We start from the raw sequence: 21141 nt of genomic DNA, 5'->3' as shown, positions 1-21141 counted from the left end.
CGAGTACACGATTCCCCCCACATCCGCGGACCTGAACGGAGTCCCCGAAAAGATGAGTCTTGTCGTGTATATGGCGTCTGTCCTGCTGGCTCTGGCCGCCATACTGCTCCGCCGACCACGCAGGACTCCCCGCTCACCACTGTCCAACGCCACGCGGGCCACTGCGTTCATCGCCGCCACCTGCTTCTTCTGGTCCGCTCCAGTGACGCTCGCCGCGGTCAACCACGCCACGGGCATTCCCAACGTGGGCGCCCCGCTGACCTACGGCTCGATCTCCGCCCTGAGCTGCTCCCTGATCATCCTGCTGATCCACTGGAGAGGCGGTCCCAGGGAGCGGATACGGCGCATGACGCGGATGACGGTCGCCGTCTACGGGACACTCATCATCGCCATCGTCCTGCTGTTCAGCCTCGCGGACGCTCACACGGAGCGGCTCACCGACCTGGACACGTACTACGCCAACACCCCGTACATGCGGGAGATGATCAGTCTCTACCTCGTGGGTCATCTGGCGAGCACCGTCGTGCTGAGCGCCGTCTGCCTGAAATGGGCGCGCGACGAGGTCACCGGGCTCCTTCGCGTCGGCCTCCGGCTGATCCTCGCCGGCCTCCTGCTCGACGCCCTCGGATTCACACTCGCCAAGGTCACCGCTGTCGTCGCGCGCTGGCTGGGGTACGACCTGGACGTCCTGTCCACCACCGTCGCCCCGCCGGCCGCCGCGCTCGGCGCTCTGATCTACTCGGCCGGGTTCGTCCTTCCACGTCTCGCGTCCGCCGCCGCCGCGGAGAAGCAGAGCCTGGCCACCTACCGTGCGCTGACACCGCTGTGGTCCGCGGTGAAGGACGTGGTCACGGCACCACCGGTCGCGGAACCGACGTGGTGGCAGCTGTGGTGGCAGATGCCGAGCAGCCGCCTCTACCTGCTCGAGGCCAATATCCATGACGCTCTGCTACAGCTGACGGCGCACTTCGACCAACGGGTCGGTCACGCGGCGTACGCGGCCGCCGTGGAGCGTGGCGAGCGACCGGAACAGGCCCGGTACGCCTCGGAACGGGCGATGATCATCGACGGTATCCGCCGTGCTGCGGGCAAGGACGACGGCCCTGCCGATCCGCCGGAGAAGTTCCGGGTCACCATCGGTCTGGTCGAGCTGGCGCACGCCGTGAGCCGCCTCCGTGAGGCGGCGCCGGAACAGGCGAGAATCCAGTGAGACCGTCTCACCATCGTTACAGGGAGTACCAGTTGTCGCAAAAAGCTGTCGTGATCGGAGCCGGCACAGCCGGGCTGGTAGCCGCCGCGGCCCTGTCCCGCGCCGAGCCCGCGCTGGAGATCCTCCTCCTGGACAGGGACGAGCTTCCCGAAGGTCCTGAGAACCGGCGTGGCGTTCCCCAGGGCCACCACGCCCACCTGCTCATGGCCGGCGGCCTGTCCGCCATGGAGACGCTCTTCCCGGACAGCGTGCGCGACCGTCTCCTGGACGCAGGGGCGCACGAGATCGCCCTCGGCCACGGCATGCTCGCCCTCACGGCGGACAGTGGGTGGTTCCGCCGGTGGAGGCGGAACGGCCCGCACATGATCACCTGCACACGGGCCCTGCTGGACTGGGTCCTCCGCCGGGCCCTGCTCGACTCCTACGCCAACATCGCGATCCACCGGGCCACCGTGGAGGGGTTCATCGGCAACGCCCAGCGTGTTCACGGTGTCCGGATCAGCGGAGCGGACCACGGCCTGGGCCCGGAACTGGAAGCGGACTTCGTCGTCGACGCGAGCGGTCGGGGATCGAGCAGCCTTAAGTGGCTCAGCGGCATAGGCATCACGGGCGTCGAAGAACGGAAGGTCGACTCCGGACTCACCAACGCCACCCGGATCTACCGCACGCCGGAGGGCGCCGAACACTTCCCGCTGACGGTGGTGCAGGCCAACCCCTACAACGGCCGGCCCGGCCGGAGCGCCATGGTGCTCCCGATCGAGGGAGGCCGGTGGATGGTCAGCGCGGGTGGCACCCGCGGCGGTGAACCTCCGCAGGACGCGCAGGGTTTCCTCGAGTACACCCTCAACCTGCCGCACCCCATCGTGGGCCACCTGATCTCCGGCGCGCAGGCCCTCACCGACGTCGTGGTCACTCGTGGCCGCAGCACGAGCAATGCTCGCCGGTACTTCGAGAAGTCCGCGCGGTGGCCCGAACGGTTCGTCGTGCTCGGCGACGCGCTGACCACCTTCAACCCCGCCTACGGACAGGGCATGTCGGTGGCAGCACTCGGCGCCCAGGTCCTGACGCGGGAACTCCGGCAGCACGGCCTGACCGCCCCCGGTCTGTCCCGGCGCGTCCTGCGTGGTGCCGCCCGCCACGTCGACACGGCCTGGGCCACCGCCGTCGGCATGGACATCCTCTACCCGGGTGTGCTCGGGGGAGGGCCCACACTCGCCGACCGGGTCACCGCCCGCTACGCACGCCGACTCACCAAGGCCGCGACCGGTTCCTACGACGCGGCGGCCGCGCTCTGGGACGTCACCAGCCTGAAGGCCACTCCGACCCGAGTGCTACGACCGAAGGCGCTGCTGGCCGGCCTGACCGGACCGTTCCTTCCCCGGACGTCCGAGCCTCCCTTGCGGCCTGCGGAGAGTGAGGTACTCAACCGGCTGAGGAAGGCCGGGGAGAAGGCAACCGCATCAGTCGCCCACCCATGAGGTTCGGCTGTTCCGGCATGTCCGTCCGCCTCCCGGACAACGCGACCGACTCGCAGCCGGGCGTTCACCGGATCGTCGTACCACCCATGTGCACACGGACCCAGGGGACGCGCTCACCGCGGCCACCATGTATCCGGCGCGGTGCGGTCACCCGGAAAAGACGCCCTCACGCCCTCCCCGGTCGTCCACCGCCCCGGTGGTCACCTTCGTGTCTGCCGCCCGCCCCGCCGCCGTCGTCCGACCGGTCCAGTGGGACCGGGTCTCCGGGTGCGGCGCCGGCACCCCGCACCGAACCGGTCCTCTCGGCTCGGGGTCGCACGCCGTCTGTCGGTGCGCGCCCCGACTCCGCCGGAGGCCCCGGCTCACGAGGTGGAGAGGCAGTGCCAGTAGCTGCCGGGGACGCCTCACGCGCCCCTGCGCACGCTCTGGTGACCGCCGTTCGCGGTGTATGACACTGGCAACCGTCCTCCGGGGACACCGACGACGAAACCAGTGGTAAAGGGACGATCAGCATGCGCCATGTCACTTCGCTCGCCATCGCCTCGGTCGCCTTCGCGGCGGCCCTCGGCACCGCCCCCGCCGCGTCCGCCGCCTCCGCCCCGGCCGGCCCGGGGACCGCCGCCGCCGCGGCCTTCCGCTGCGACCCGGGGCACTTCTGCATCTACAGCGGCTGGGACGGCGGCGGCAACCGCTGCCAGTGGACGTCGGAGAAGGTTGCGAACACCGCCGACCTGTGCTCCTTCATCCGCAACGGCAAGAAGGTGCTGTCCGTGTGGAACGGAACCGGTCACCGCGTGCAGTACTACACGCAGACCAACTACCACGCGCGCGTCGGATCGACGCCTGCCGGCCACGGGGGCAACCTCCAGGGCAGCTACCAGATCCGCTCCTTCAAGAAGCAGTAGGCCCGTAAGCGCGGATCCAGGCGCCGGAACACCTGCGTGACGGAGATGGCGTCCTCGTCGAACAGGGGTTCCTGCCGACGTCGACATCTGTGCGGAGGCGGTGCGTCCAGCCGGGTGCCGCCTCCGCACCGTGCTGTCGCGGGCGATGTCGACGTCGGGGCGGTGCGGGCCGTCGGCGATCTGGAGTCTCGAGACAGGCGCGGTTTACGTTGGCGACCCGGCGGCCTGCCGCAGATTCTCGTCTCCCCGGCGGCCGATCCGGCGTCGAGCCGAGCGTGCCGCCGCCGCGGTTCCTGCCGCCCGGCCAGGTCGCGGTGCCGTCCGACGTGTCCGAGGAGCGGCGGACACGGCCCCTGCGACGCCCCGGTCGGCCACCGGCCGTACGCCGTGCAGCGCGAGCAGGCCTGGCGACGCCAGGCGGAGCACGAGGCCGCGGAAACGAGACGCTCGGCGGCAGGTGCGCACGCGCTGCGGGGGGCAAGTGCGCGCAGGGCCGTCGGCGGCTGCTCCGCCGGCACTCCCGGCCCGGCGAGCGGGACGTCCTGTGCACGTGCCGTGGGCACGATGACGTCCGGGCGGGAGCCGGACCTGTCACCGTCTCCGGCCCCTCGTTGTCAGTGGCGGCTGGAACTCTGGACGGGTGAACGGAGACGAGCAACTGCTGCGCGGCCGGGTGTACGGCCGCGACCACGAGGACCAGGACCCGGGCCCGCGTGCGCACCGGACGTACGCCGTGCTCACAGGCGGCCCGCTGGACGGGCTGCTGCTGGACATCACGGGCTGGCGGCCGGAGGAAGTCGACGCCGGCGCGGCCCTGCCCACCGAGCTGGGACGGTTTCCCGGCGGGCGGTCGCTGTACGACCCACGGCCCGGCGAACCCCGCGCACCGGGCCCGGGCCTGGCCTGCCGCTTCTACCACTGCGGCGACACGCCCTGACCACAGCCCCGGCCACCGGCCCGACCACGGCAGATCACCGCTGCCCGCCTGCCGGCGCCACCCACGCCCGACCTCGACGGTGAGGACCGCCCGCCGGGTCTCAGCAGGGTAGGCATGCCTGCGGGAGGCCCGGGGTCATCTGGAGTTCGGCGGCCGGATCTGACGTCACGACCTTGCGCCACCGGGTGGAGTCGGAGACCGAGGTCACGCTCACCTACGGCTGGTCGGCGGTACCGCGGTTCATCAGGGAGTACATCCGGTTCCCGCCGTTCGGCCCGGGCCGCGCGTGCGGAGCTGGTCCTCGGTGGCGCCGGCTCCCTGTGCTTGGCCGTGACCATGCGGAGCAATGCATCACGACGCCGGCCGTCACTTTGTGTTAGTCTCACGTGTTTGCGTCCTCGTGGCGGCCTGCGCTTCTGCCCGTTCGGTTCCCATCGTTCGTCGGCTGCTCGTTCCTGCCGGGCCTTCCTCGGTACGTTCCCACGCGGAAGGCTCTTCATGAACGACCCCGACCGACCCGGCACCTCGCACGGCGACCCTGCCCAGCCGGTGACCACCGCCCCGACGGTACCCCCGGCCGCTTCCTTCGCCGACCTGGACCTGCCGGCCGAGGTGCTGCGAACGCTCACCGAACTCGGCGTGCGCGAGCCGTTCCCGATCCAAGCAGCCACAGTGCCGGACGCTCTCAGGGGACGCGACGTCCTCGGGCGTGGGCGCACCGGATCAGGCAAGACCCTCGCCTTCGGCCTGCCTCTCCTCGCCCGGACGGCCGGGCGGCGCGCGGAACCGAAGCAGCCGCTCGCTCTCATCCTGGTGCCTACCCGGGAGCTTGCCCAACAGGTCACCGAGGCGCTTGTGCCGTACGCCGACGCACTCAGGCTGCGGATGGCCGCCGTCGTCGGCGGCATGTCGATCGGCCGACAAGTCGCCGAGCTGCGCCAAGGAGCCGAGGTCGTCGTCGCCACCCCCGGCCGTCTGCACGACCTCATCGAGCGCAAGGCCTGCCGCCTGGGAGGGGTGCGGATCACCGTCCTCGACGAGGCCGACCAGATGTGCGACATGGGCTTTCTGCCGCAGGTCACCGAGGTGCTCGACCAGGTGCACCCCGACGGCCAGCGCATGCTGTTCTCGGCCACGCTCGACCGCGATGTCGACGACCTGGTCCGCCGCTACCTCCACGACCCCGTCGTCCACTCGGTCGACCCGTCCGCGGGCGCCGTGGCGACGATGGACCACCATGTCCTGGTCGTCCACGGCCCCGACCGGTACGCCGTCACCACGGAGATCGCCGCCCGCGACGGCCGCGTACTGCTGTTCCTGGACACCAAGCACGCGGTCGACCTGCTCACCCGGCATCTGCGGGCCAGCGGAGTGCACGCCGCTGCCCTGCACAGCGGCAAGTCCCAGCCGCAACGCACCCGGACCCTCGGACAGTTCAGGAGCGGCCAGATCAGCGTCCTGGTGGCTACCAATGTCGCGGCTCGTGGCCTGCACGTCGACGACCTCGATCTCGTGGTCAACGTCGACCCGCCCACCGACCCCAAGGACTATGTGCACCGCGCGGGCCGTACCGCCCGGGCGGGTGAGTCCGGCAGCGTCGTCACGTTGGTGCTGTCGGGCCAGCGCCGCGAGATGAGCCGGCTGATGGCCGAGGCCGGCATCGAGCCGACCGTCTCCAAGGTGCGCTCGGGCGAGGCGGTGCTGAGCCGGATCACCGGGGCCAAGGCACCGTCCGGCACCCCCCTCGACGGCGGGCCCCCCGCGCCTCGGCCCAAGAACACCAATGCCCCCTTCCGTGGCCTGGGCACCAGCAAGGACGCCTCCCGCGGTACCGGCGGGAAGTCCCGAAAGGGCGACCAGGCCCGCAAGCTCGCCGAGGCCCGAAAGGCGGCCCTGGTGCGCCGTGGCGGCTGAGAGCCGCTGCCCCGACAGCCGCACGGCCCCCGCCCCGCGCCAGGATCGCCTTCTCCGAGCTCGTCGCAGCCCACGATCTTCCACCGTCTCAAGCGGCTGCGGCAGCGCCGTTCGACTGCGAACGGCGCGTCCGACTTCCTGATGACACCGCGGGCCGGCCCCGCGGGTCCCGTACGGCGAAACTGCCGCCCACCCTCCGTCCCGTCCTTGCTTCACCTATCGAATCTCGATAGATTTCCATCGTGAGTCGATGGAGGGACGGGTCATGGGAAAGCTGACCGTGCGTGCGCTGCGCGCCGTGCTCGTGGTGGTTCTCGCCGGCACCGTGTTCGTGCAGGCGTTGATGGTGTGGACATTGGTCAGCGGGAGCGACCCGGAGGACGGGTCGCTCCCGCTGACCGCGCTGCGCCTGATCACGGTCCTGGGCATGGTGTCGGTCCAGGTCGCCCTGGTCTGCGTGTGGCGGCTGGTGACGATGGTGCGACGCGGAACCGTGTTCTCCCACGCCGCCTTCCGATACGTGGACGGCGTGATCGGCGCCATCGTGGCGGCTGCCCTCGTGTGGTTCGCGGTCACGGTCGTCAATGCTCCGGGTCAGCGGGACGACCCGGGCGTCACCGTCATCATGGGCGGGGTCGGCGTGGCCGTCCTGGGGGTCGCGCTCATCGTGCTCGTGCTGCGTATGCTGCTTGCCCAGGCCGTCGCGCGCGACGTCGAAGCGGCGCAGATGCAGGCGGAGTTGGACGAGGTGATCTGATGCCGATCGCCGTCGACATCGACGTGATGCTGGCCAGGCGGAAGATGTCCGTGGGCGAGCTCGCGGACCGCGTAGGGATCACTCCCGCCAACCTGGCGGTACTCAAGAACGGCCGCGCCAAGGCGGTGCGCTTCGCGACGCTCGGCGCGCTCTGCGAGGTGCTCAAGTGCCAGCCGGGCGACCTGCTGCGCTGGGAGCCCGAGGACGCCGCAGGCGAATGACGCGCCTATGTGGAAGACCGTGCGTGCCGACGCATCATCGCCGATTCCCGCCTGCCGTCGACCAACTCCGCGAGCATCCCGGGGCGGTGCCCGAGGAGATGCCGTCGGAGGCGACCGTGCGGCGCCTGCCGGGCCGCGTCGAGAGGTCGAGGCCCTGCGCGACGTCCGGGACTTGACGTTTCGCTGAGGATGCCTCCCAGCTGCGAACCGGCTCCGCATCCCGCGCCATGGCGACCTGGCGCAACCTCGCCATCGGCGCCCTTCGCCTCGCCGGGGAGAGCGGCATCGCCGCCGGTCTCCGGCACAACGCCCGCGACGCCGGCCGACCGCTCGCCCTCCTCGGACTCACGTGATCATGATCACGAACCGGAGTCGCGCGACAACGCGCAGTCCCTGCCCGTACGTCCAGGCTCGCCTTCCAGCCCTGCCGTACGCGCCTTCCAAGCCTCCGGTTCCCGCCGACGCCCATCCGCACGGTCTGTCAGACTCCGCGCCTAGGCTGTCCGCACGGGGACCGGCATCAAGGAGCAGTGCAGTGCGGACAGAGCGACACCAGGTAGCCGAGGCAGTCATCTCGGCGGCGCGCGAGGACTTCGCGAACCGGATCGGCCGACAGGTCCGGTCCATGTCGAAGGCCGGCCGGATGGGCACGTACGAGTGGCAGGCCATCACCGACGAGTTCCTCGACTACCTGGGCGCCCTCTCCGCCGAGAAACCCAGCCTCGACACCCCGGAGGCCGAGGCCGCCCTCAGGAACGCCGCCGAGGCCGCCGCCGGCGCGGTCGCCTACGCGGCGTACCACCCGCACTGCACGTTCCAGGTCTTTCTCGACTACGTGAACTTCGGCATGGGCTACGACCCCCGCGACGAGGACGGCGCAGAGGGTACGGAGGAGAGCGTCACGCCCGGCGAATGGATCGACGCGTTCTGCCTCGCCATCCTCACCGACAAGACCACGTCGCACGGCGAGGCCTTCCACTTCGCTCGCGAGAAGTTCGCCGAGAAGGCCCAGGGCACCCCCACCGGAGAGCTCGCCACGGGATTCATGGCGCAGGTCCTCGGCGACACCGGAAACGACGAGGACGCGTACCCGCCGACTGCGCAGGCGAAGTTGGCCGCCCTCGACGCCGCGCTGGCCCGCCTCCGCAGTCGCGCGGAGGAGAGCGGCGAGAGCCTCCTCGACCGGCCGGACAGCGTGGCACTGACAACGCTGCGCGCCGTGGCCGCCGAGGACCGGGAGGCCTACGACGCGGGCCTGGCCGCCCTCCTGCTCCCGCACACCGCCAAGCACGACCCCGGCGCCTGCGCGCGGGGTCTCCTTCCCCTGCTGCCGCTCGGCCTGGCCGCGTTCGCGTACCGGACGCTGGGCTGGCTGCCGGCCCTCCACACCGACTACCTCCCGCACGCCCTGGTCACGGGTTTCGCAACCGGGGGCCCGAGGGTCGGGGGCTTCGGCCGCAACCGGCGTCCGGACGCCGTCACAGCGCTGGAGGCCGGCCCGCTGGTGGTGGAGCGGCCGGCGTCCGAACGCACCGTGCACCCGGACACCGAGGCCCAGTTCGACGAATACACCCGGGAGGCCCTCACCCAGGAGGACGGAGAATCCCTCGCCCTATGGCGGCTCGGGAGCGCCTTCCGCTACCAGGAGCTGCTCTTCAAGTGGCGTGCCGGAAACTCCGCCGACGTCACCGACGCCCAGCTGGAGAACCTGCGCCTTGCCTCCCAGATGGGGGCGGCCCTGTTCCGCGTCGCCCTGGCGGAGCCGGGCACCGAGGCCGAGGTGACCATCGACGGACAGAACCTCCGCTACCCGGCCGTCCGGGCCGAGGAAGCGGGCCCCGCCGCCTGGGAGCACGCCACCGCCTTCGCCCTGATCACCGGCGTACGCGACGACCTCGCACCCCTGGTCCTCACCGGCCCCACGGTGGCCGGCAAGGACGGCTCTGCCTTCGCCGCCTACCGGGAGGCCCTGCACGCCTACCTGAAGGCCGGGGACCCGGAGTCAGCGGCGGAGCGGGCCGTGCTCGAGGCGGAGAAGGCCAAGGACTGGGGCTTCCTCCCGCCACCGGCGGTCCTGCTGTCGCAGCTCGTGGAGGGCGACGAGGAGAGCTTCAACCTGGCGTTGGCCGACGCACTCGAAGCCCACCGTGACTACTACCAGGTCGGCGACCGCGCCGAGGACCCCGACGCCACGATCAACCTCAACGTCCTCGCACTGGCCTGCCACGCCCGCCGCCGGGGCTGGGACATCCGGGTCGAGTCCCCCTACCTGCCCCAGCGGCTCCTCCGGGCCGCCGAACCCTTCTAGGCCCGCATTACACCGAGCCGGGCGAACGGACAGCCCCGAACACTGTCCAGCACTTCGGCTCCGCTGCCCACCCCGGGGACTGCGTTGGGCTCTCCACGGCCACGGTCAGCACCGGGACGGGCAAGGAACACGTCATGCGGTGATGCCTTCCGCGCCGCCACAGGTGGCCGGGCGGACAGCGTGGAGCCACCCGGCAGCCGGTCACTGTCCGGTGCTGGTCGAGGACGCCGGGGGCCCGCGTCGGGCCGGCAGTGGGTGCAGGCAGGCACCCGCTGCCGCGCCGCGTCGACCGCCTGCCTGTGTCCGCTTCTTCCCCGCCGGCTCGACCGCGAGCAGCCCGCCTCCAGCGCGCACACCGAAATCATCCCGCGCGGATGATCATCAACCGGAAGGGGGTGCTCTCCATGCCGCCATGCGCGGTCTCAGTTCTGCCGGCGGAGGTCCAACATGCAGAAGACCTTGTCATAGCGGCGTTCGCCGACAGCGACGAAGTCGGGCAGACGGCCGTATTCGGTGAAGCCCAGCGACCGGTAGAGGTGCAGGGCACTGCTGTTGTCACCACGAGCGTCAAGGGTGAGGACCTCGATCCCCGCCCGCCGGGCGTCAGCGATCAAGGCAGCGGTCAGCGCCCGGCCGACACCACGCCCATGGGCGGCAGCATCCACCGCGATCTTCTCCAGGTCGGCATGCGGCCGGTGAGTCGGTCGGGCGTAACGCAGCCAGTACCCCAGCCCGACCAGCCGACGGTCGAGGTAAGCGGTACGCAGGGCCCCATCCCCCGCGTGCACCGCACTGACGATGCGGCCGAAGAGTTCCGCCACCTCATGGCGTGGGGGTGGTTCGACCCAGCCGAGCGCGGCACCTCCGCGTACCAGGTCCGCCAGGATCTCGTGGGCCGACTCCGCGAACCCGGCTCCACGGGCTGGATCAGACATCAGCTCCATCGCGTCCAGGATGACCGGCTCAGCTGTCCCGCTGCTGTTCGAGGCCGTATTCACGGCCGCCAGCCTATCCAGCCGCCCATGGCCCGGCGCCGCTGACACTGGTGCCGGGATGCGTGCCCGGGAAGGCGCCCAGCGGCTCGCGATCGGGGTGACCGGGCGGCCGGGGCCGGGCATCGGGCCGCGCGGACGGCTCCCTCGTGGCGACGGTGGAACCCTCGCCGGCACCGAAGACGACGTCTTCTGCCACTGGGTGGAGGCGTTGACCTTGCCGCTGGCGGCAGGGTTGCACGATGACCGGCATGAACAGCACAGCACCGCAGAGCAGCAGGATCGTCGCCGTCACCGGAGCCGGCACCGGCATCGGCCGGGCCACCGCCCGCGCCTTCGCCGCCGAGGGCGCCCACGTGGTCGCGATCGGACGGCGGAGCGAACCACTCGGGGACACCGCTGCCGGGCACGACCGGATCACGCCACTGTCCGTCGACATCACCGCCGAGGACGGGCCCGAACAGATCGTCCGAGCCGTGTCGGAGACATACGGCCGCTTGGACGTGCTGGTCAACAACGCCGGCATCGTGCGCAGCGGCGCCCTCGGCACTCTCACCCCGCAGCTGATCGCGCCTCAGATCGCCACCAACCTCGTCGCCCCGATCCTCTTGACCCAGGCGATGCTGCCGCTCCTGGAGGCCTCGGGCGGGGTGATCGTCAACGTCAGCACGTCGGTGGGACAGCGGGCCTGGACCGGCAACTCGGTCTACGCCGCGACCAAGACCGCCCTGGAACTGCTGACCCGCAGCTGGGCGGTCGAGCTGGCACCCCGCCGGATCCGGGTGGTGGCAGTGGCCCCCGGCGCGATCGACACCCCCATCGGCGAGCACCAGGGCCTGACACCGGAGCGGATGGCGGCAGTGCGGGAGTGGCAACTGGCGCACACCCCACTGGCGCGGATCGGCCGCCCCGAGGAGGTGGCCTGGGCGATCACCCAACTTGCCGCGCCGGCTGCGTCGTTCGTCACCGGAGTGGTACTCCCGGTCGACGGCGGAGCGGTCGTGGCGTGACAGGATCGGTCCGGGAGGTGGATGCCGTGCGGATCGGCGAACTGGCCAGGGCGACTGGGACGACCGCTCGTGCGTTGCGGCACTACGAGCAGGCCGGGCTGATCTCCTCGAAGCGGGCCTCCAACGGCTACCGCATCTACGACGGGCCGGCCGTGGTGCGGGTCCGCAACATCCGCTGCCTGCTGGACGCCGGGCTCACCCTGGACGACGTGCGCGTGTTCCTGCCATGCCTGGACGGCGATGTGGCTGCCGCACCGCCTTCGGACAGGGGCCTGCGGGTCGCGCTGGAACGGCTGGCGGTCCTCAACGAACGGATCGCCGCCCAGACCGAGGCCCGCGACCGGCTGGAAAGGGCACTTCAGGAGAAGGCCGCCGATCGGTTCCGCCCCACTTCCCGTGACAGCTGCGTCGGACCATCGCATAGCCCTGTGGACGCCCGGGGCTGAGGGCAGCGCCGCCGGCTCCGGGCGGCGGCGTCATGCCGGGTGGACGAGGCGGCTTTCGTAGGCGTAGATCACGGCCTGTATCCGGTCGCGGAGTTCGAGCTTCTGCAGGACTCGCCCCAGATGGGACTTCACGGTCGCCTCCGCGAGGTACAGGGTGGCCGCGATCTCGGTGTTGGACAGACCGCGGCCCACCTGGATGAGCACCTCGCGCTCACGGGGGCTGAGCCGGCTCAGCCGCTCGTCGCGGTCGGCGCTGCTGGGGTCAGGGATGTGCGGGCGGAGGGTCTCCAGGAGGCGGCGGGTGATCCGCGGGGAGACCACCGCGTCGCCCGCGGCCACGCTGCGTATCGCCGTGAGCAGTTCCTCGGGCCTGGTGTTTTTCGGCAGGAAGCCCGAGGCTCCGGCGTGGAGTCCGGCGAAGGCGTATTCATCCAGGTCGAAGGTGGTGAGGATCAGCACTCTGCTCCGCGGGGAGATCCGGGTGATCTGCCGGGTCGCCTCGATCCCGTCGGTCCCGGGCATCCGGACGTCCATGAGGACGACATCGGGGCGCAGCTCCCGGGCGAGGCGTATGGCCTGGATACCGTCCCCGGCTTCGCCGACCGGTGCCATGTCGGGCTGGGCCTCCAGAACCGTGCTGAAGGCCATACGGAGCAGCGCTTCGTCGTCGGCGATCAGGATGCGGATCGTCATGCGGACGCCGATCCGCCGCTGTCGAGGAGGAGGCGGGTATGGACTCCCCAGCCGCCGCCCGGAAGCGGTCCGGCCTGCAACTTCCCCCCGTAGGCGGCCGAGCGCTCGCGCATGCCGGGGATGCCGTGGCCGGATGGTGTGGCGCCCGGAAGTGGCGGGCAGGGGCCGCTGTCGGCGACGTCCACTGTGACGGTCTCGGTTGAGCACCGTATCCGGACCTTCGCGTGCGTGCCGGTGGGTGTGTGCTTGAGAGTGTTGGTCAAGGCTTCCTGTACCAGGCGGTAGACGGTCAGTTGTGCGGTGGCCGGTATGTGGGTGTGGCCGCCCCGGATCTCGACGCGGGTCGGCAGCCCGGCGGCGCACATCTGGTCGGCGAGGGTCTCCAGTTGCGCGATGCCGGGCAACGGGTGGCGCTCCGCGTCCGGTTCGTCGGTCCGCAGGATGCCCAACGAGCGCCGCATGTCGGTCAGGGCCTGCCGGCCCGTCTCGGAGATCTGGAGCATCGCGGTGGTGGCCTTGTCGGGCGACCGGTGCTGCGCGTAGACGGCGGCGTCGGTGAGCGCGACCATGACGGACAGGTTGTGGGTGACGATGTCGTGCATCTCCCGGGTGATACGTGTCCTCTCCTCGGCGACGGCCAGTCGCGCCTGCTGGTCCTGTTGTTGCTCCAGGCGCGCGGCCCGTTCCTCCAGGGCCGCGAGATAGGCGCGCGTGGTCCGCACGTTCACACCCAGGACGGTGGCGGCGACGACCATCGCGGTCACCGCGACGAAGGGGGTCAGGAACGCGCCTTCCGTCGCCCAGCGCAGGCAGGCCAGCAGGGCCCCGCCCTCCACGACGGCACCGGCGACAAGCGTGCCACGCCGGCCCGAGTTCGCGGCCGCCGTGTGGAGGGCCACCAGCAAGGCGATGTCCGCCGGCAGTTGGACGTCCATCAGCCACTGGACGAAGGCCGCGGCCACCACGGCGCCGAACACCGTGAGCGGGGCCCGGCGCCGCCACACCAGGGGCAGAGCGAGGGCGGCGGTGAGGGCCACGGCCACCGGGAGCTCTTGCGGCTCACGCGTGGTCATGATGTTGAGCAGGAGCAGCGCCGGCAACAGCGAGTCCCACACCATGGGCGGCAGCCGGAGGCCCCAGCGCCGGGCGGCTCCCACCAGTCGCGCCGCTCCCATGGAGGCCAGGTCGGTGTACATCGCCAGTCGTACGGCTGTGTTCGTCCGCCGCACACGGTCCCGGTAGCGCGCCGGGTGGCCAGTGCCGGGCTCTGCGGCCGCCTCGGTCATCACACGTCCCTGTCGACTCAGCGTCAGTCATGGGGGCCCCGGCCGGGGCCACCACCGCGTACAGCCGGAGCCGGGTCGGGTACGAGGAGTCCACGCCCCGCGCTCCCCGGCGTGTACCGCGGCCCTGTCACGGTAGGCCGCCGGGCCCGCGAAGCACATGAGTCCACCGTCTGATGGCACCGCGCCGAGGTACGACCGCAGGAGGAGTCCCGCTACCTCCTGCGGTCGCAGCGCGGCCGTTCACGTGACGTGCTCGATTGCGACTCCGGTTGCACGCGATGGCGACCCGGGATCGATGTGGCATCGCGTGCCCCGCCCTGAGGATGGCCGGGTGACCGAGATCATCGCGGGGCTGTACATGTCCCCTCCTGAATTCCTTGCCTCGCTGGGTGCCGTCGCGCTGGTGGTGGCGCGCTGGCTTCCCCCTGCTGCCCGCCCACGCGTCACGATCGCGGCGGGGGCGGTTCTCGTGCTGTCCACGATCGTGCTGAGTGTGGTGGGGATCCGCTGGCAGATGCTGCCGGTACTGGCAGGCGCTGCCGTGGCGTCGCCTTTCGCCCTCTCGCCCCTGCTGCGACGCCGTAGCGGCCAGCCGGCGTGGCGGGCCCGATGGTGGCTGGCGTTGCCGGCTTCGGTGGCCTGCCTCGGCCTGATCGCCACGGGTCCGGTGGCCGCCTGGGCCTTTCCCGTACCCGTGTTCCCCGAGCCGTCGGGCCGTTTCGCGGTCGGCACCCGCGTGGTGCAGTGGACCGACCCACGCCGCCCCGAGAGCTTCACCGCCGATCCGCACGACCGGCGCATGGTCGTGGTCCAGCTCTGGTACCCCGCGCGGAAGAGCCCCGCAGGCGCGCAGCGGGCCCAGTACCTCGGACGCACGGAGCACGAGGCACGCACCGTATCCGATGCCCTCGCCCGCGAGGTCGGCTTGCCTGGCTTCCTTGTCGACGGCGTCCCGCGTGCTCACACCCATTCGGTCTTCGACGCCCCGGTGGCCGGTGGGGGCGAACGGTTCCCGGTCGTGCTGTTCTCTCCCGGGTCGGGCGGAGTGCGTACCCAGAACACCGCCTGGGCGGAGGAACTGGCCAGCCACGGCTATGTGGTCGCAGCCCTCGACCACCCGTACGACTCCGCCGCCGTCGTCCTCGCCGACGGCCGCACAATTCGCGCCAAGATCGCCTCCACCGGAGACCGGGACAAGGACGCCGAGCTGGCGGTTGACTGGACGGCTGTCCGGGCCGCCGACCTCAGCTTCGTCCTCACCCAGCTGGACCATCCGGATCGAGATGAGATCACCGACCCGCTGACCGGACGCCTGGACACCAGTCGGGTCGCGGTCACCGGCCACTCCATAGGTGGTGCCGCCGCTCTGCAGGCAGCCCGGCAGGACCGCCGGTTCGACGCCGTCATCGATCTGGACGGCTACCCCCACGGCCCCACGTCTCCCGCCCTCCACCAGCCGACGCTCGCGCTCACCCAGGCCATCACCCCCGAAACCGACCCGCGTTACATACCCCGCCTCACCATGGCCCTCAAGCGCAGCACCGCGACGAGCTACCGGCTCACCGTCCCCGGCGCCGCACACCTCACTTTCATGGACGGCCCCCTGTACCTGCCGCCTGTGCCCTCGACAGTCGGCTCCCTGGGCCGCACCGAGAGCCCGCACGTCGTCGCCGCGAACACTCTCGCCTTCCTCGACTCCACCCTGCGGCACGAACACGGTGACCTGGCCGGCGTTCTGTCGGCCTACGGCGACCTCAGCGTCCACCACCCGGACAGCGGCCGCTGATCAGCTGTGCCGCGGCAGCCGACGGCACGGCCCTTCCCCTCCCAGCCGGAGTGCGGTCCGCGGTGCCGCCCCACCACAGGCGGTGATCCAGGGCCGGCTCACCTTCCAGACGCCGCCTGTGGCCAGGCAGCCTTCGCGGTCTTCACCGCCCGGTAGTGCGGTGACATCCTGGGCGCCGAGCGTGACCACCTGGACAACCGGGCCGCCGGCGCGCCCGCCGCCGACGGGCCCAGACCCCACCCGCTGGCGCCGCGCGGGCGCACGACCCCGCCCGCGCGGCGCTAGCGGGGCGCCAGCCGCGCCTCGGTCTCCCCGACGGACACGTCGTGTCCGGCCTCGCACCGCACGGCCGGGACGAGTGGCTCACCGCAGCCGGCGTGCACGAGTTCGACCCCGCGGCGCCCGCCGTCGGCCGGCTGTCCCCACCGCATCAGCGCGACGAACAGCGGGAACAGGGCCCGGCCCCGGTCGGTCAGCACGTACTCGTGCCGGGTGCGCGCGCCCGGCACCCGGTAGGGCCGCCGCTCCATCAGCCCGTCGGCCACCAGCTGCCGCAGCCGCTTGGAGGCCACCGTCTCCGCGAGGCCGGTGCGCCGGACCAGGTCGTCGAAACGGCGACCGCCGTAGAACGCCTCCCTCACCAGCATCATCGCCGAGCGGGTGCCGACCACTTCCAGTGACCGTTCCATGGCGCACCAGCCGGCCGCCGTGAAGGCGTCCCGGTCGGCGAACTCGCCCGTGCGTGTGAACACCGTGTCTTCGCCGTTCAGGTCAACGCGTTCCATGACCCCATTCTAGCCTGGCTAGCATTTTTGACAGTCAGGGTGTTACGTTCCTGGCTATGCCAAACAGAAGTCAGCTCTCCGTGAAGAGCACCGTCCGCCCGCCCGCCCCAGCCGCTCCGGCGGCCGGCGTGCCCTCCGCCGGGCCCACGGGCATACCCGCCCACCCCTGGCGGGGCGTGCTCACCGTGTGCCTCGGCGTGATGATGGCGTTCGTCAACGTCTCCTCCACGATCGGCGCGCTCGGTGCCATCCAGCAGGACCTGCACCCCTCCGCGAGCACGCTGGTCTGGGTGACCAGCGCCTACTCCCTGGTCGTCGCCTCCCTGGTGATGTCCGCCGGCACACTCGCCGACCTGGTCGGACGCCGCACGGTCTTCCTCGGCGGCGCAGTGGTCCTCACCGCGGGCAGCCTGCTCGCCTTCGCCGCCGACAGCACAGGGCTTCTGATCACCGCGCAGGCAGTCATGGGCATCGGAGGCGCGGCCGTACTCCCCGCCAGCCTGTCGATCGTCAGCCACTCCTTCAGCGACCCGCACCAGCGGACGAAGGCGATCGGCGCCTGGGCCAGCTGCTCCGGTCTCGGCCTGGCCGTCGGACCGCTCGGCGCCGGCCTGCTCCTGAACAGCTTCACATGGCACGCGGTGTACCTGATCGACGTCGTGATCGGCGCACTCACCGTGGTCCTCACGCCGTTCCTGGTGACCGAGTCCAAGCACCCGACCCGACGCCTGGACCTGGCCGGGGTCCTGCTGGGGACCGTCATGATCGCGTCGGCGACCTACGCGATCATCGAGGGCGGCAGCACCGGATACACCTCCGGCCGGATCATCGCGATGTACGCGCTCTTCGCCGTGTCACTCACGCTGTTCCTGCTCACCGAAGCGCGCCACCCCGACCCCATGCTGGACCTGCGCCTGTTCCGCAACCCGTCCTACGCCGCGGTGATGGGCGTCGCGGCAGCATCCATGTTCGGCTTCGTCGGCACCTCCCTGCTCGCCGTCCTGTACATGGAACGGGTGCAGCAGCTGTCGGCACTGGCCACCGGCGTCCGGCTGCTGGCCATGTTCGCCACCTACATCGTGGTCAGCGCGCTCGCCGGACGCCTCGTGCAGAAAGTCGGCTTCACCCTCATGCTGACGGCAGGGCTCGTCGTCCTGGGCGCCGGAGCACTCGCCCTGCTGGCCGTGGAGCCCTTCACCGGCTACAGCGCCCTGTGGCCCGGACTGCTGATCGCAGGCGTCGGATCGGCACTGCTGACGGCCCCCTCGACCGCCGCCGCGGTCAACAGCGTCCCCCGGCTGCAGGCGGGCATGGCCAGCGCCACCGTCAACATGTTCCGCCAGATCGGCTCCGTACTCGGCCCCAGCGTGCTGGGAACCGTCGTCACCACCCGATTTCCGCGTTACCTGGAGGAGCGACTGGTCTCCGCGGGTGTACCGAGCCCGGACGCCTCGCGCATCACCGAGGGCGCCGTCCAGGGCGACGCCGCAGCCGAACCGCCGACCGCACTCGCCCACAGCGTCACCGACTCCGCCGCACGCGCCTTCACCGATGCCGTACACCTCGGACTGCTCATCGGGGGCATCGCCCTGCTCGCCGTCGCGATCCCCACAGCGATCTTCGTACGGCACCGGAACGCACCGGTCACCGCCCAGTCGGCACACTGAGCAACCACACTGACACTCCCAGAAAAGCTGATCGGCGGGCGCGATGAGATCGTGTCCGCCGACGCCGCCCTCGCCAACTCTCACGTGCACCCGCAATGGCCAAGCGATTCACGTCGCCCCGCCACCAGTTGAAGCTGTGCGCGGAGGCGGTCCGGAGAGGGAAGCAGGGCACCGGCGGAGTCATCGAGTGCGTCCTGAAGTCCGGGGTCGGCACTACGCGGCCGTGACCGGCACCATCTCCGACCCTTGGGATACAGGGCAGTCCCGGGAAGAGACCCGGTTCAGGGGCAGGGCGGCTGCTTCCACCAAGTCCACTGCGTGGTGGGGGAGATGGGCCGGGAGGAGCCCGGACAGGGCCCGGCCCGGGGTCGCCGGCGGGCGGATACGCGCGCCGTCGGCCCACTCGGTGAAGCGCAACGTCGCCTGGCCGGGGCGCAGCTGCACGGCGCCCTCGTCCTGCCGTCTCACGGACTGCCTCGCGCGACGTGCCGCACGGGCTGATGGACGGACATGGCCCATAGCCGTCTGGCACACTCCAAGTGCGATGACGGGAGGGGGACACGTATGGTCATCGTAGGCTTGTTGATCATCACGATCGTCGTATTCGTCGTCCTGGGGTTCGTCTTCCGGTCCCACGACCGGGACTCCGCGGCCACGCTCGTCCAGGCGATCGGCGCGATCGTGGTTCCCGCCGCCAGCGCGGCGTTATGGCTGACGGAACGAAGGCCGCGGACCGAACTCACCGAACCGGCACTGCGCGACTTCGCGGACGACCTGGCTGAACGGGTAAAGGCGCAGTGGAGTGCCGCGGCGAGTGAACGACGGCTGATACATCCCAGTCCCGTGCCGGTGCGCTGGAGGTGGTCGCGTCTTCCCGTGTCGGGTCCGCCGGCCGACGCGGTGGGCATCGGGACCGGCTCATCGCGGTTCCGTCCCCTGCCCGGACTGGCCCCGCTCACCGCGGCGGACCTGGAGTCGGGTGCCGTTCAGGACCTCTTCCGCCTCTACGGTGCGCTGGACTCCGGGCGGATGGTGATCGTCGGAGCAGGCGGTGCGGGAAAGAGCGGAGCCGCCATTCGGCTGCTGCTCGACGCCCTCAGCCATCGCGAGGCGCTCGAACCAGACGCGCGCGCGAGAGTTCCCGTACCAGTGCTGCTGACGCTCAGCGGATGGGACCCGCTGAACCAGCGGCTTCACGACTGGCTCGCCACTCGACTGGCCACGGACTACATGTTCAGGAAGTCCGAAGAACACGCGGGCGGTGTGGTTTCCCGGCTCATCGGCACCGGTCGGGTCGCCACCATCCTCGACGGGCTGGACGAGATACCCGAAGCCGTACGACCCGCCGCTCTGCGTGCGCTGAACGAGCAGGCGAACTTCCGCCTGATCCTGTTGAGCCGCGTGGGGGAGCTTGTCACGGCCGTCGCCGCGGAGCAACCGATCGCGGGCTCCGCCGGGCTCGAACTGCTTCCGGTCAGCGCCCACGACGCGGCGGAGTATCTGACGCGTTGCCAGGCGCAGCCGCCCCCGGAGGCCTGGCGCAATCTGGTGCAGGACATCCGTACGAACCCCTCAGGCGCAGTGGCTCAAGCACTCGACACGCCACTGATGCTCACGCTCATGCGCGACACCTATCGCGCGGATCAGCGCTTCGATCCCGAGCGATTCGCGGACCGGTCGGCAGTGGAGGACCACCTGCTTGACCGAGTCCTGCCCGCCGCCTATGACGACGACCGGCCCGGACAGCCGCGCAGTCGCTACAGCCTCGACCAGGCTGAGCGCTGGCTCGGTTTCATCGCCCACCGGATGAACAACGAGAGAAGCCGCGACCTGGCTTGGTGGCAGGTCCCCCGGTGGCGGCCGGCCTGGCCGAGAACGGCAGCCAGTTGCCTCCTCCTGGGATGCCTCGCCGGGGCGGCCGGCTTCCTCTGGGTGGGGCCGGCCGCCGGCCTCGGAACTGGCGTGGTGGTGGGCCTCTCCGTGGCCATGTCACTCACGTACGGGCGTGCCGGGGATTCGCCCCAACTGCTGGGCCGTCTGCAGTGGAGGGACTTCGTCGTCCGCGAGAACTTCGTGTTCGGGATTGCAGGTGGTGGAGGCTTCGGAGTCGTCATAGGCGTCGCCCTCCTCCTCGCCTATCACCGGATCGTCATGCTTTTCGGTGGACTTGTGATCGGCCTCATCGCCGGCGTGGTGGGAGGATTCGTCACGGGTCTCAGTAACCGCAGTGCCGACAGCCGCACCCCCATCGGTCCCGTCTCCTGCTGGAGACAGGACCGCCAGTACACCCTCACCGCCGGAATCGCCGGCGGCCTCGCCGGCAGTCTCATCGGAGGATCATGCCTGGGACTGCTCGGCGAACTGACGGATGAGCGCATCTTCGGGGTCATCGACGGATTCCTGTCCGGGATCGCGCTGGTGACGGTAGGCGGCCTCCTGCTCAGTCTGGCGCTGAGCCTGGTGGGATCGGCGACCTGGCGCACATTCCTCGCGAGCCTCCAGCTGCGCATGAGGAACGAGGCTCCGATCCGCCTGGTCAGGTTTCTCTCCGATGCCCGCGAGCGCCACGTTCTACGGACCGTAGGACCCGTATTCCAGTTCCGCCACGCCCGGCTCCAGGATCGGCTGGAGGAGGCATTCACGGCCCGCAACGCACCCGGATCCGACGATTGAGACCTTGCATCGCTTGGCAGTACTTCGTTCACCCGAGCATGGGGACGGTTGAGCGGCTGGGTTCCAGCGCGTC

18 protein-coding genes and 1 pseudogene are annotated in these 21141 nt (G+C 70.9%); 15 read left to right on the top strand and 4 right to left on the bottom strand.

Translation table 11 applies throughout. The features are described 5' to 3' along the window. The first annotated feature begins 52 nt into the window (after positions 1 to 52). The 10 genes and pseudogenes from ACF1BE_RS13730 to ACF1BE_RS13685 all read left to right on the top strand — a co-directional run bounded on the left by ACF1BE_RS13730 (position 53) and on the right by ACF1BE_RS13685 (position 9730). Positions 53 to 1210 carry an MAB_1171c family putative transporter gene (locus ACF1BE_RS13730; RefSeq protein WP_392199203.1) on the top strand — a complete coding sequence of 386 codons (1158 nt, stop codon included), beginning with the start codon at positions 53 to 55 and terminating at the stop codon, positions 1208 to 1210. Positions 1211 to 1242: 32 nt separating this feature from the next. Next, positions 1243 to 2688 (top strand): NAD(P)/FAD-dependent oxidoreductase, encoded by a 1446-nt coding sequence (locus ACF1BE_RS13725; RefSeq protein WP_392199202.1) that lies wholly within the window; start codon positions 1243 to 1245, stop codon positions 2686 to 2688. Between the two features lie 512 nt (positions 2689 to 3200). Continuing rightward, positions 3201 to 3593, top strand: a complete 393-nt coding sequence (locus tag ACF1BE_RS13720) for a peptidase inhibitor family I36 protein (protein WP_392199201.1) — start codon at positions 3201 to 3203, stop codon at positions 3591 to 3593. Positions 3594 to 3814: 221 nt separating this feature from the next. After that, a pseudogene (locus ACF1BE_RS13715) lies at positions 3815 to 3928 on the top strand (SAM-dependent methyltransferase); the annotation flags it as partial. Positions 3929 to 4233: 305 nt separating this feature from the next. After that, complete coding sequence (locus ACF1BE_RS13710; RefSeq protein WP_392199200.1) at positions 4234 to 4530, top strand: hypothetical protein; 297 nt, start codon at positions 4234 to 4236, stop codon at positions 4528 to 4530. A gap of 498 nt (positions 4531 to 5028) precedes the next feature. Beyond that, positions 5029 to 6444, top strand: a complete 1416-nt coding sequence (locus ACF1BE_RS13705) for a DEAD/DEAH box helicase (RefSeq protein WP_392199199.1) — start codon at positions 5029 to 5031, stop codon at positions 6442 to 6444. A gap of 265 nt (positions 6445 to 6709) precedes the next feature. Then, the gene (locus tag ACF1BE_RS13700) at positions 6710 to 7201 is read left to right on the top strand and encodes a DUF2975 domain-containing protein (RefSeq protein WP_392199198.1); all 492 of its coding nucleotides are present in this window, start codon (positions 6710 to 6712) and stop codon (positions 7199 to 7201) included. Continuing rightward, entirely contained in the window at positions 7201 to 7422 is a 222-nt protein-coding gene (locus ACF1BE_RS13695) for a helix-turn-helix domain-containing protein (protein ID WP_392199197.1), read from the top strand. Before ACF1BE_RS13700 ends, ACF1BE_RS13695 begins: the two co-directional genes overlap by 1 nt. A gap of 227 nt (positions 7423 to 7649) precedes the next feature. Then, positions 7650 to 7775 (top strand): hypothetical protein, encoded by a 126-nt coding sequence (locus tag ACF1BE_RS13690; protein ID WP_392199196.1) that lies wholly within the window; start codon positions 7650 to 7652, stop codon positions 7773 to 7775. A gap of 182 nt (positions 7776 to 7957) precedes the next feature. Next, positions 7958 to 9730, top strand: coding sequence for an immunity 49 family protein (locus tag ACF1BE_RS13685; protein ID WP_392199195.1), 1773 nt, complete (start codon positions 7958 to 7960; stop codon positions 9728 to 9730). Positions 9731 to 10152: 422 nt separating this feature from the next. On the opposite strand, the gene ACF1BE_RS13680 is transcribed toward ACF1BE_RS13685, so the two are convergent. Further along, positions 10153 to 10674: a GNAT family N-acetyltransferase gene (locus tag ACF1BE_RS13680; RefSeq protein ID WP_392199390.1), complete on the bottom strand. Its 522-nt coding sequence runs from the start codon at positions 10672 to 10674 to the stop codon at positions 10153 to 10155. 290 nt (positions 10675 to 10964) lie between these two features. Between ACF1BE_RS13680 and ACF1BE_RS13675 the strand changes: the two genes are divergently transcribed. Both ACF1BE_RS13675 and ACF1BE_RS13670 read left to right on the top strand, forming a co-directional pair. After that, positions 10965 to 11732 (top strand): SDR family NAD(P)-dependent oxidoreductase, encoded by a 768-nt coding sequence (locus ACF1BE_RS13675; RefSeq protein ID WP_392199194.1) that lies wholly within the window; start codon positions 10965 to 10967, stop codon positions 11730 to 11732. A gap of 26 nt (positions 11733 to 11758) precedes the next feature. Continuing rightward, positions 11759 to 12178, top strand: coding sequence for a MerR family transcriptional regulator (locus tag ACF1BE_RS13670; protein WP_392199193.1), 420 nt, complete (start codon positions 11759 to 11761; stop codon positions 12176 to 12178). Positions 12179 to 12208: 30 nt separating this feature from the next. On the opposite strand, the gene ACF1BE_RS13665 is transcribed toward ACF1BE_RS13670, so the two are convergent. Beyond that, the gene (locus tag ACF1BE_RS13665; RefSeq protein ID WP_392199192.1) at positions 12209 to 12871 is read right to left on the bottom strand and encodes a response regulator; all 663 of its coding nucleotides are present in this window, start codon (positions 12869 to 12871) and stop codon (positions 12209 to 12211) included. After that, positions 12868 to 13989 carry a sensor histidine kinase gene (locus ACF1BE_RS13660; protein WP_392199389.1) on the bottom strand — a complete coding sequence of 374 codons (1122 nt, stop codon included), beginning with the start codon at positions 13987 to 13989 and terminating at the stop codon, positions 12868 to 12870. The genes ACF1BE_RS13665 and ACF1BE_RS13660 overlap by 4 nt, the downstream gene beginning before the upstream one ends. A gap of 463 nt (positions 13990 to 14452) precedes the next feature. Between ACF1BE_RS13660 and ACF1BE_RS13655 the strand changes: the two genes are divergently transcribed. Continuing rightward, positions 14453 to 15943 carry a dienelactone hydrolase family protein gene (locus tag ACF1BE_RS13655; protein ID WP_392199191.1) on the top strand — a complete coding sequence of 497 codons (1491 nt, stop codon included), beginning with the start codon at positions 14453 to 14455 and terminating at the stop codon, positions 15941 to 15943. A 281-nt stretch (positions 15944 to 16224) separates the two neighbouring features. Here ACF1BE_RS13655 and ACF1BE_RS13650 read toward each other — a convergent pair whose 3' ends face one another. After that, positions 16225 to 16728, bottom strand: coding sequence for a winged helix-turn-helix transcriptional regulator (locus ACF1BE_RS13650; protein ID WP_392199190.1), 504 nt, complete (start codon positions 16726 to 16728; stop codon positions 16225 to 16227). Between the two features lie 56 nt (positions 16729 to 16784). On the opposite strand from ACF1BE_RS13650, the gene ACF1BE_RS13645 reads away from it, so the two are divergent. Both ACF1BE_RS13645 and ACF1BE_RS13640 read left to right on the top strand, forming a co-directional pair. Continuing rightward, positions 16785 to 18395 (top strand): MFS transporter, encoded by a 1611-nt coding sequence (locus tag ACF1BE_RS13645; RefSeq protein ID WP_392199189.1) that lies wholly within the window; start codon positions 16785 to 16787, stop codon positions 18393 to 18395. Between the two features lie 582 nt (positions 18396 to 18977). Continuing rightward, positions 18978 to 21068 carry a hypothetical protein gene (locus ACF1BE_RS13640; protein WP_392199188.1) on the top strand — a complete coding sequence of 697 codons (2091 nt, stop codon included), beginning with the start codon at positions 18978 to 18980 and terminating at the stop codon, positions 21066 to 21068. The last annotated feature ends 73 nt before the right edge of the window (positions 21069 to 21141 follow it).

The sequence above is a fragment of the Streptomyces sp. NPDC014991 genome, from assembly GCF_043080665.1.
GTDB lineage: Bacteria > Actinomycetota > Actinomycetes > Streptomycetales > Streptomycetaceae > Streptomyces.
This window is presented reverse-complemented; position numbering and strand designations above follow the sequence as displayed.

Coding starts and splice junctions, on each gene's coding strand:
- ACF1BE_RS13675 (WP_392199194.1), top strand. CDS start 10,965: ATGACCGGCATGAACAGCACAGCACCGCAGAGCAGCAGGATCGTCGCC.
- ACF1BE_RS13700 (WP_392199198.1), top strand. CDS start 6,710: ATGGGAAAGCTGACCGTGCGTGCGCTGCGCGCCGTGCTCGTGGTGGTT.
- ACF1BE_RS13645 (WP_392199189.1), top strand. CDS start 16,785: ATGCCAAACAGAAGTCAGCTCTCCGTGAAGAGCACCGTCCGCCCGCCC.
- ACF1BE_RS13690 (WP_392199196.1), top strand. CDS start 7,650: ATGGCGACCTGGCGCAACCTCGCCATCGGCGCCCTTCGCCTCGCCGGG.
- ACF1BE_RS13730 (WP_392199203.1), top strand. CDS start 53: ATGAGTCTTGTCGTGTATATGGCGTCTGTCCTGCTGGCTCTGGCCGCC.
- ACF1BE_RS13660 (WP_392199389.1), bottom strand. CDS start 13,989: ATGGTGTGGGACTCGCTGTTGCCGGCGCTGCTCCTGCTCAACATCATG.
- ACF1BE_RS13665 (WP_392199192.1), bottom strand. CDS start 12,871: ATGACGATCCGCATCCTGATCGCCGACGACGAAGCGCTGCTCCGTATG.
- ACF1BE_RS13655 (WP_392199191.1), top strand. CDS start 14,453: ATGTGGCATCGCGTGCCCCGCCCTGAGGATGGCCGGGTGACCGAGATC.
- ACF1BE_RS13680 (WP_392199390.1), bottom strand. CDS start 10,674: ATGGAGCTGATGTCTGATCCAGCCCGTGGAGCCGGGTTCGCGGAGTCG.
- ACF1BE_RS13720 (WP_392199201.1), top strand. CDS start 3,201: ATGCGCCATGTCACTTCGCTCGCCATCGCCTCGGTCGCCTTCGCGGCG.
- ACF1BE_RS13695 (WP_392199197.1), top strand. CDS start 7,201: ATGCCGATCGCCGTCGACATCGACGTGATGCTGGCCAGGCGGAAGATG.
- ACF1BE_RS13650 (WP_392199190.1), bottom strand. CDS start 16,728: ATGGAACGCGTTGACCTGAACGGCGAAGACACGGTGTTCACACGCACG.
- ACF1BE_RS13705 (WP_392199199.1), top strand. CDS start 5,029: ATGAACGACCCCGACCGACCCGGCACCTCGCACGGCGACCCTGCCCAG.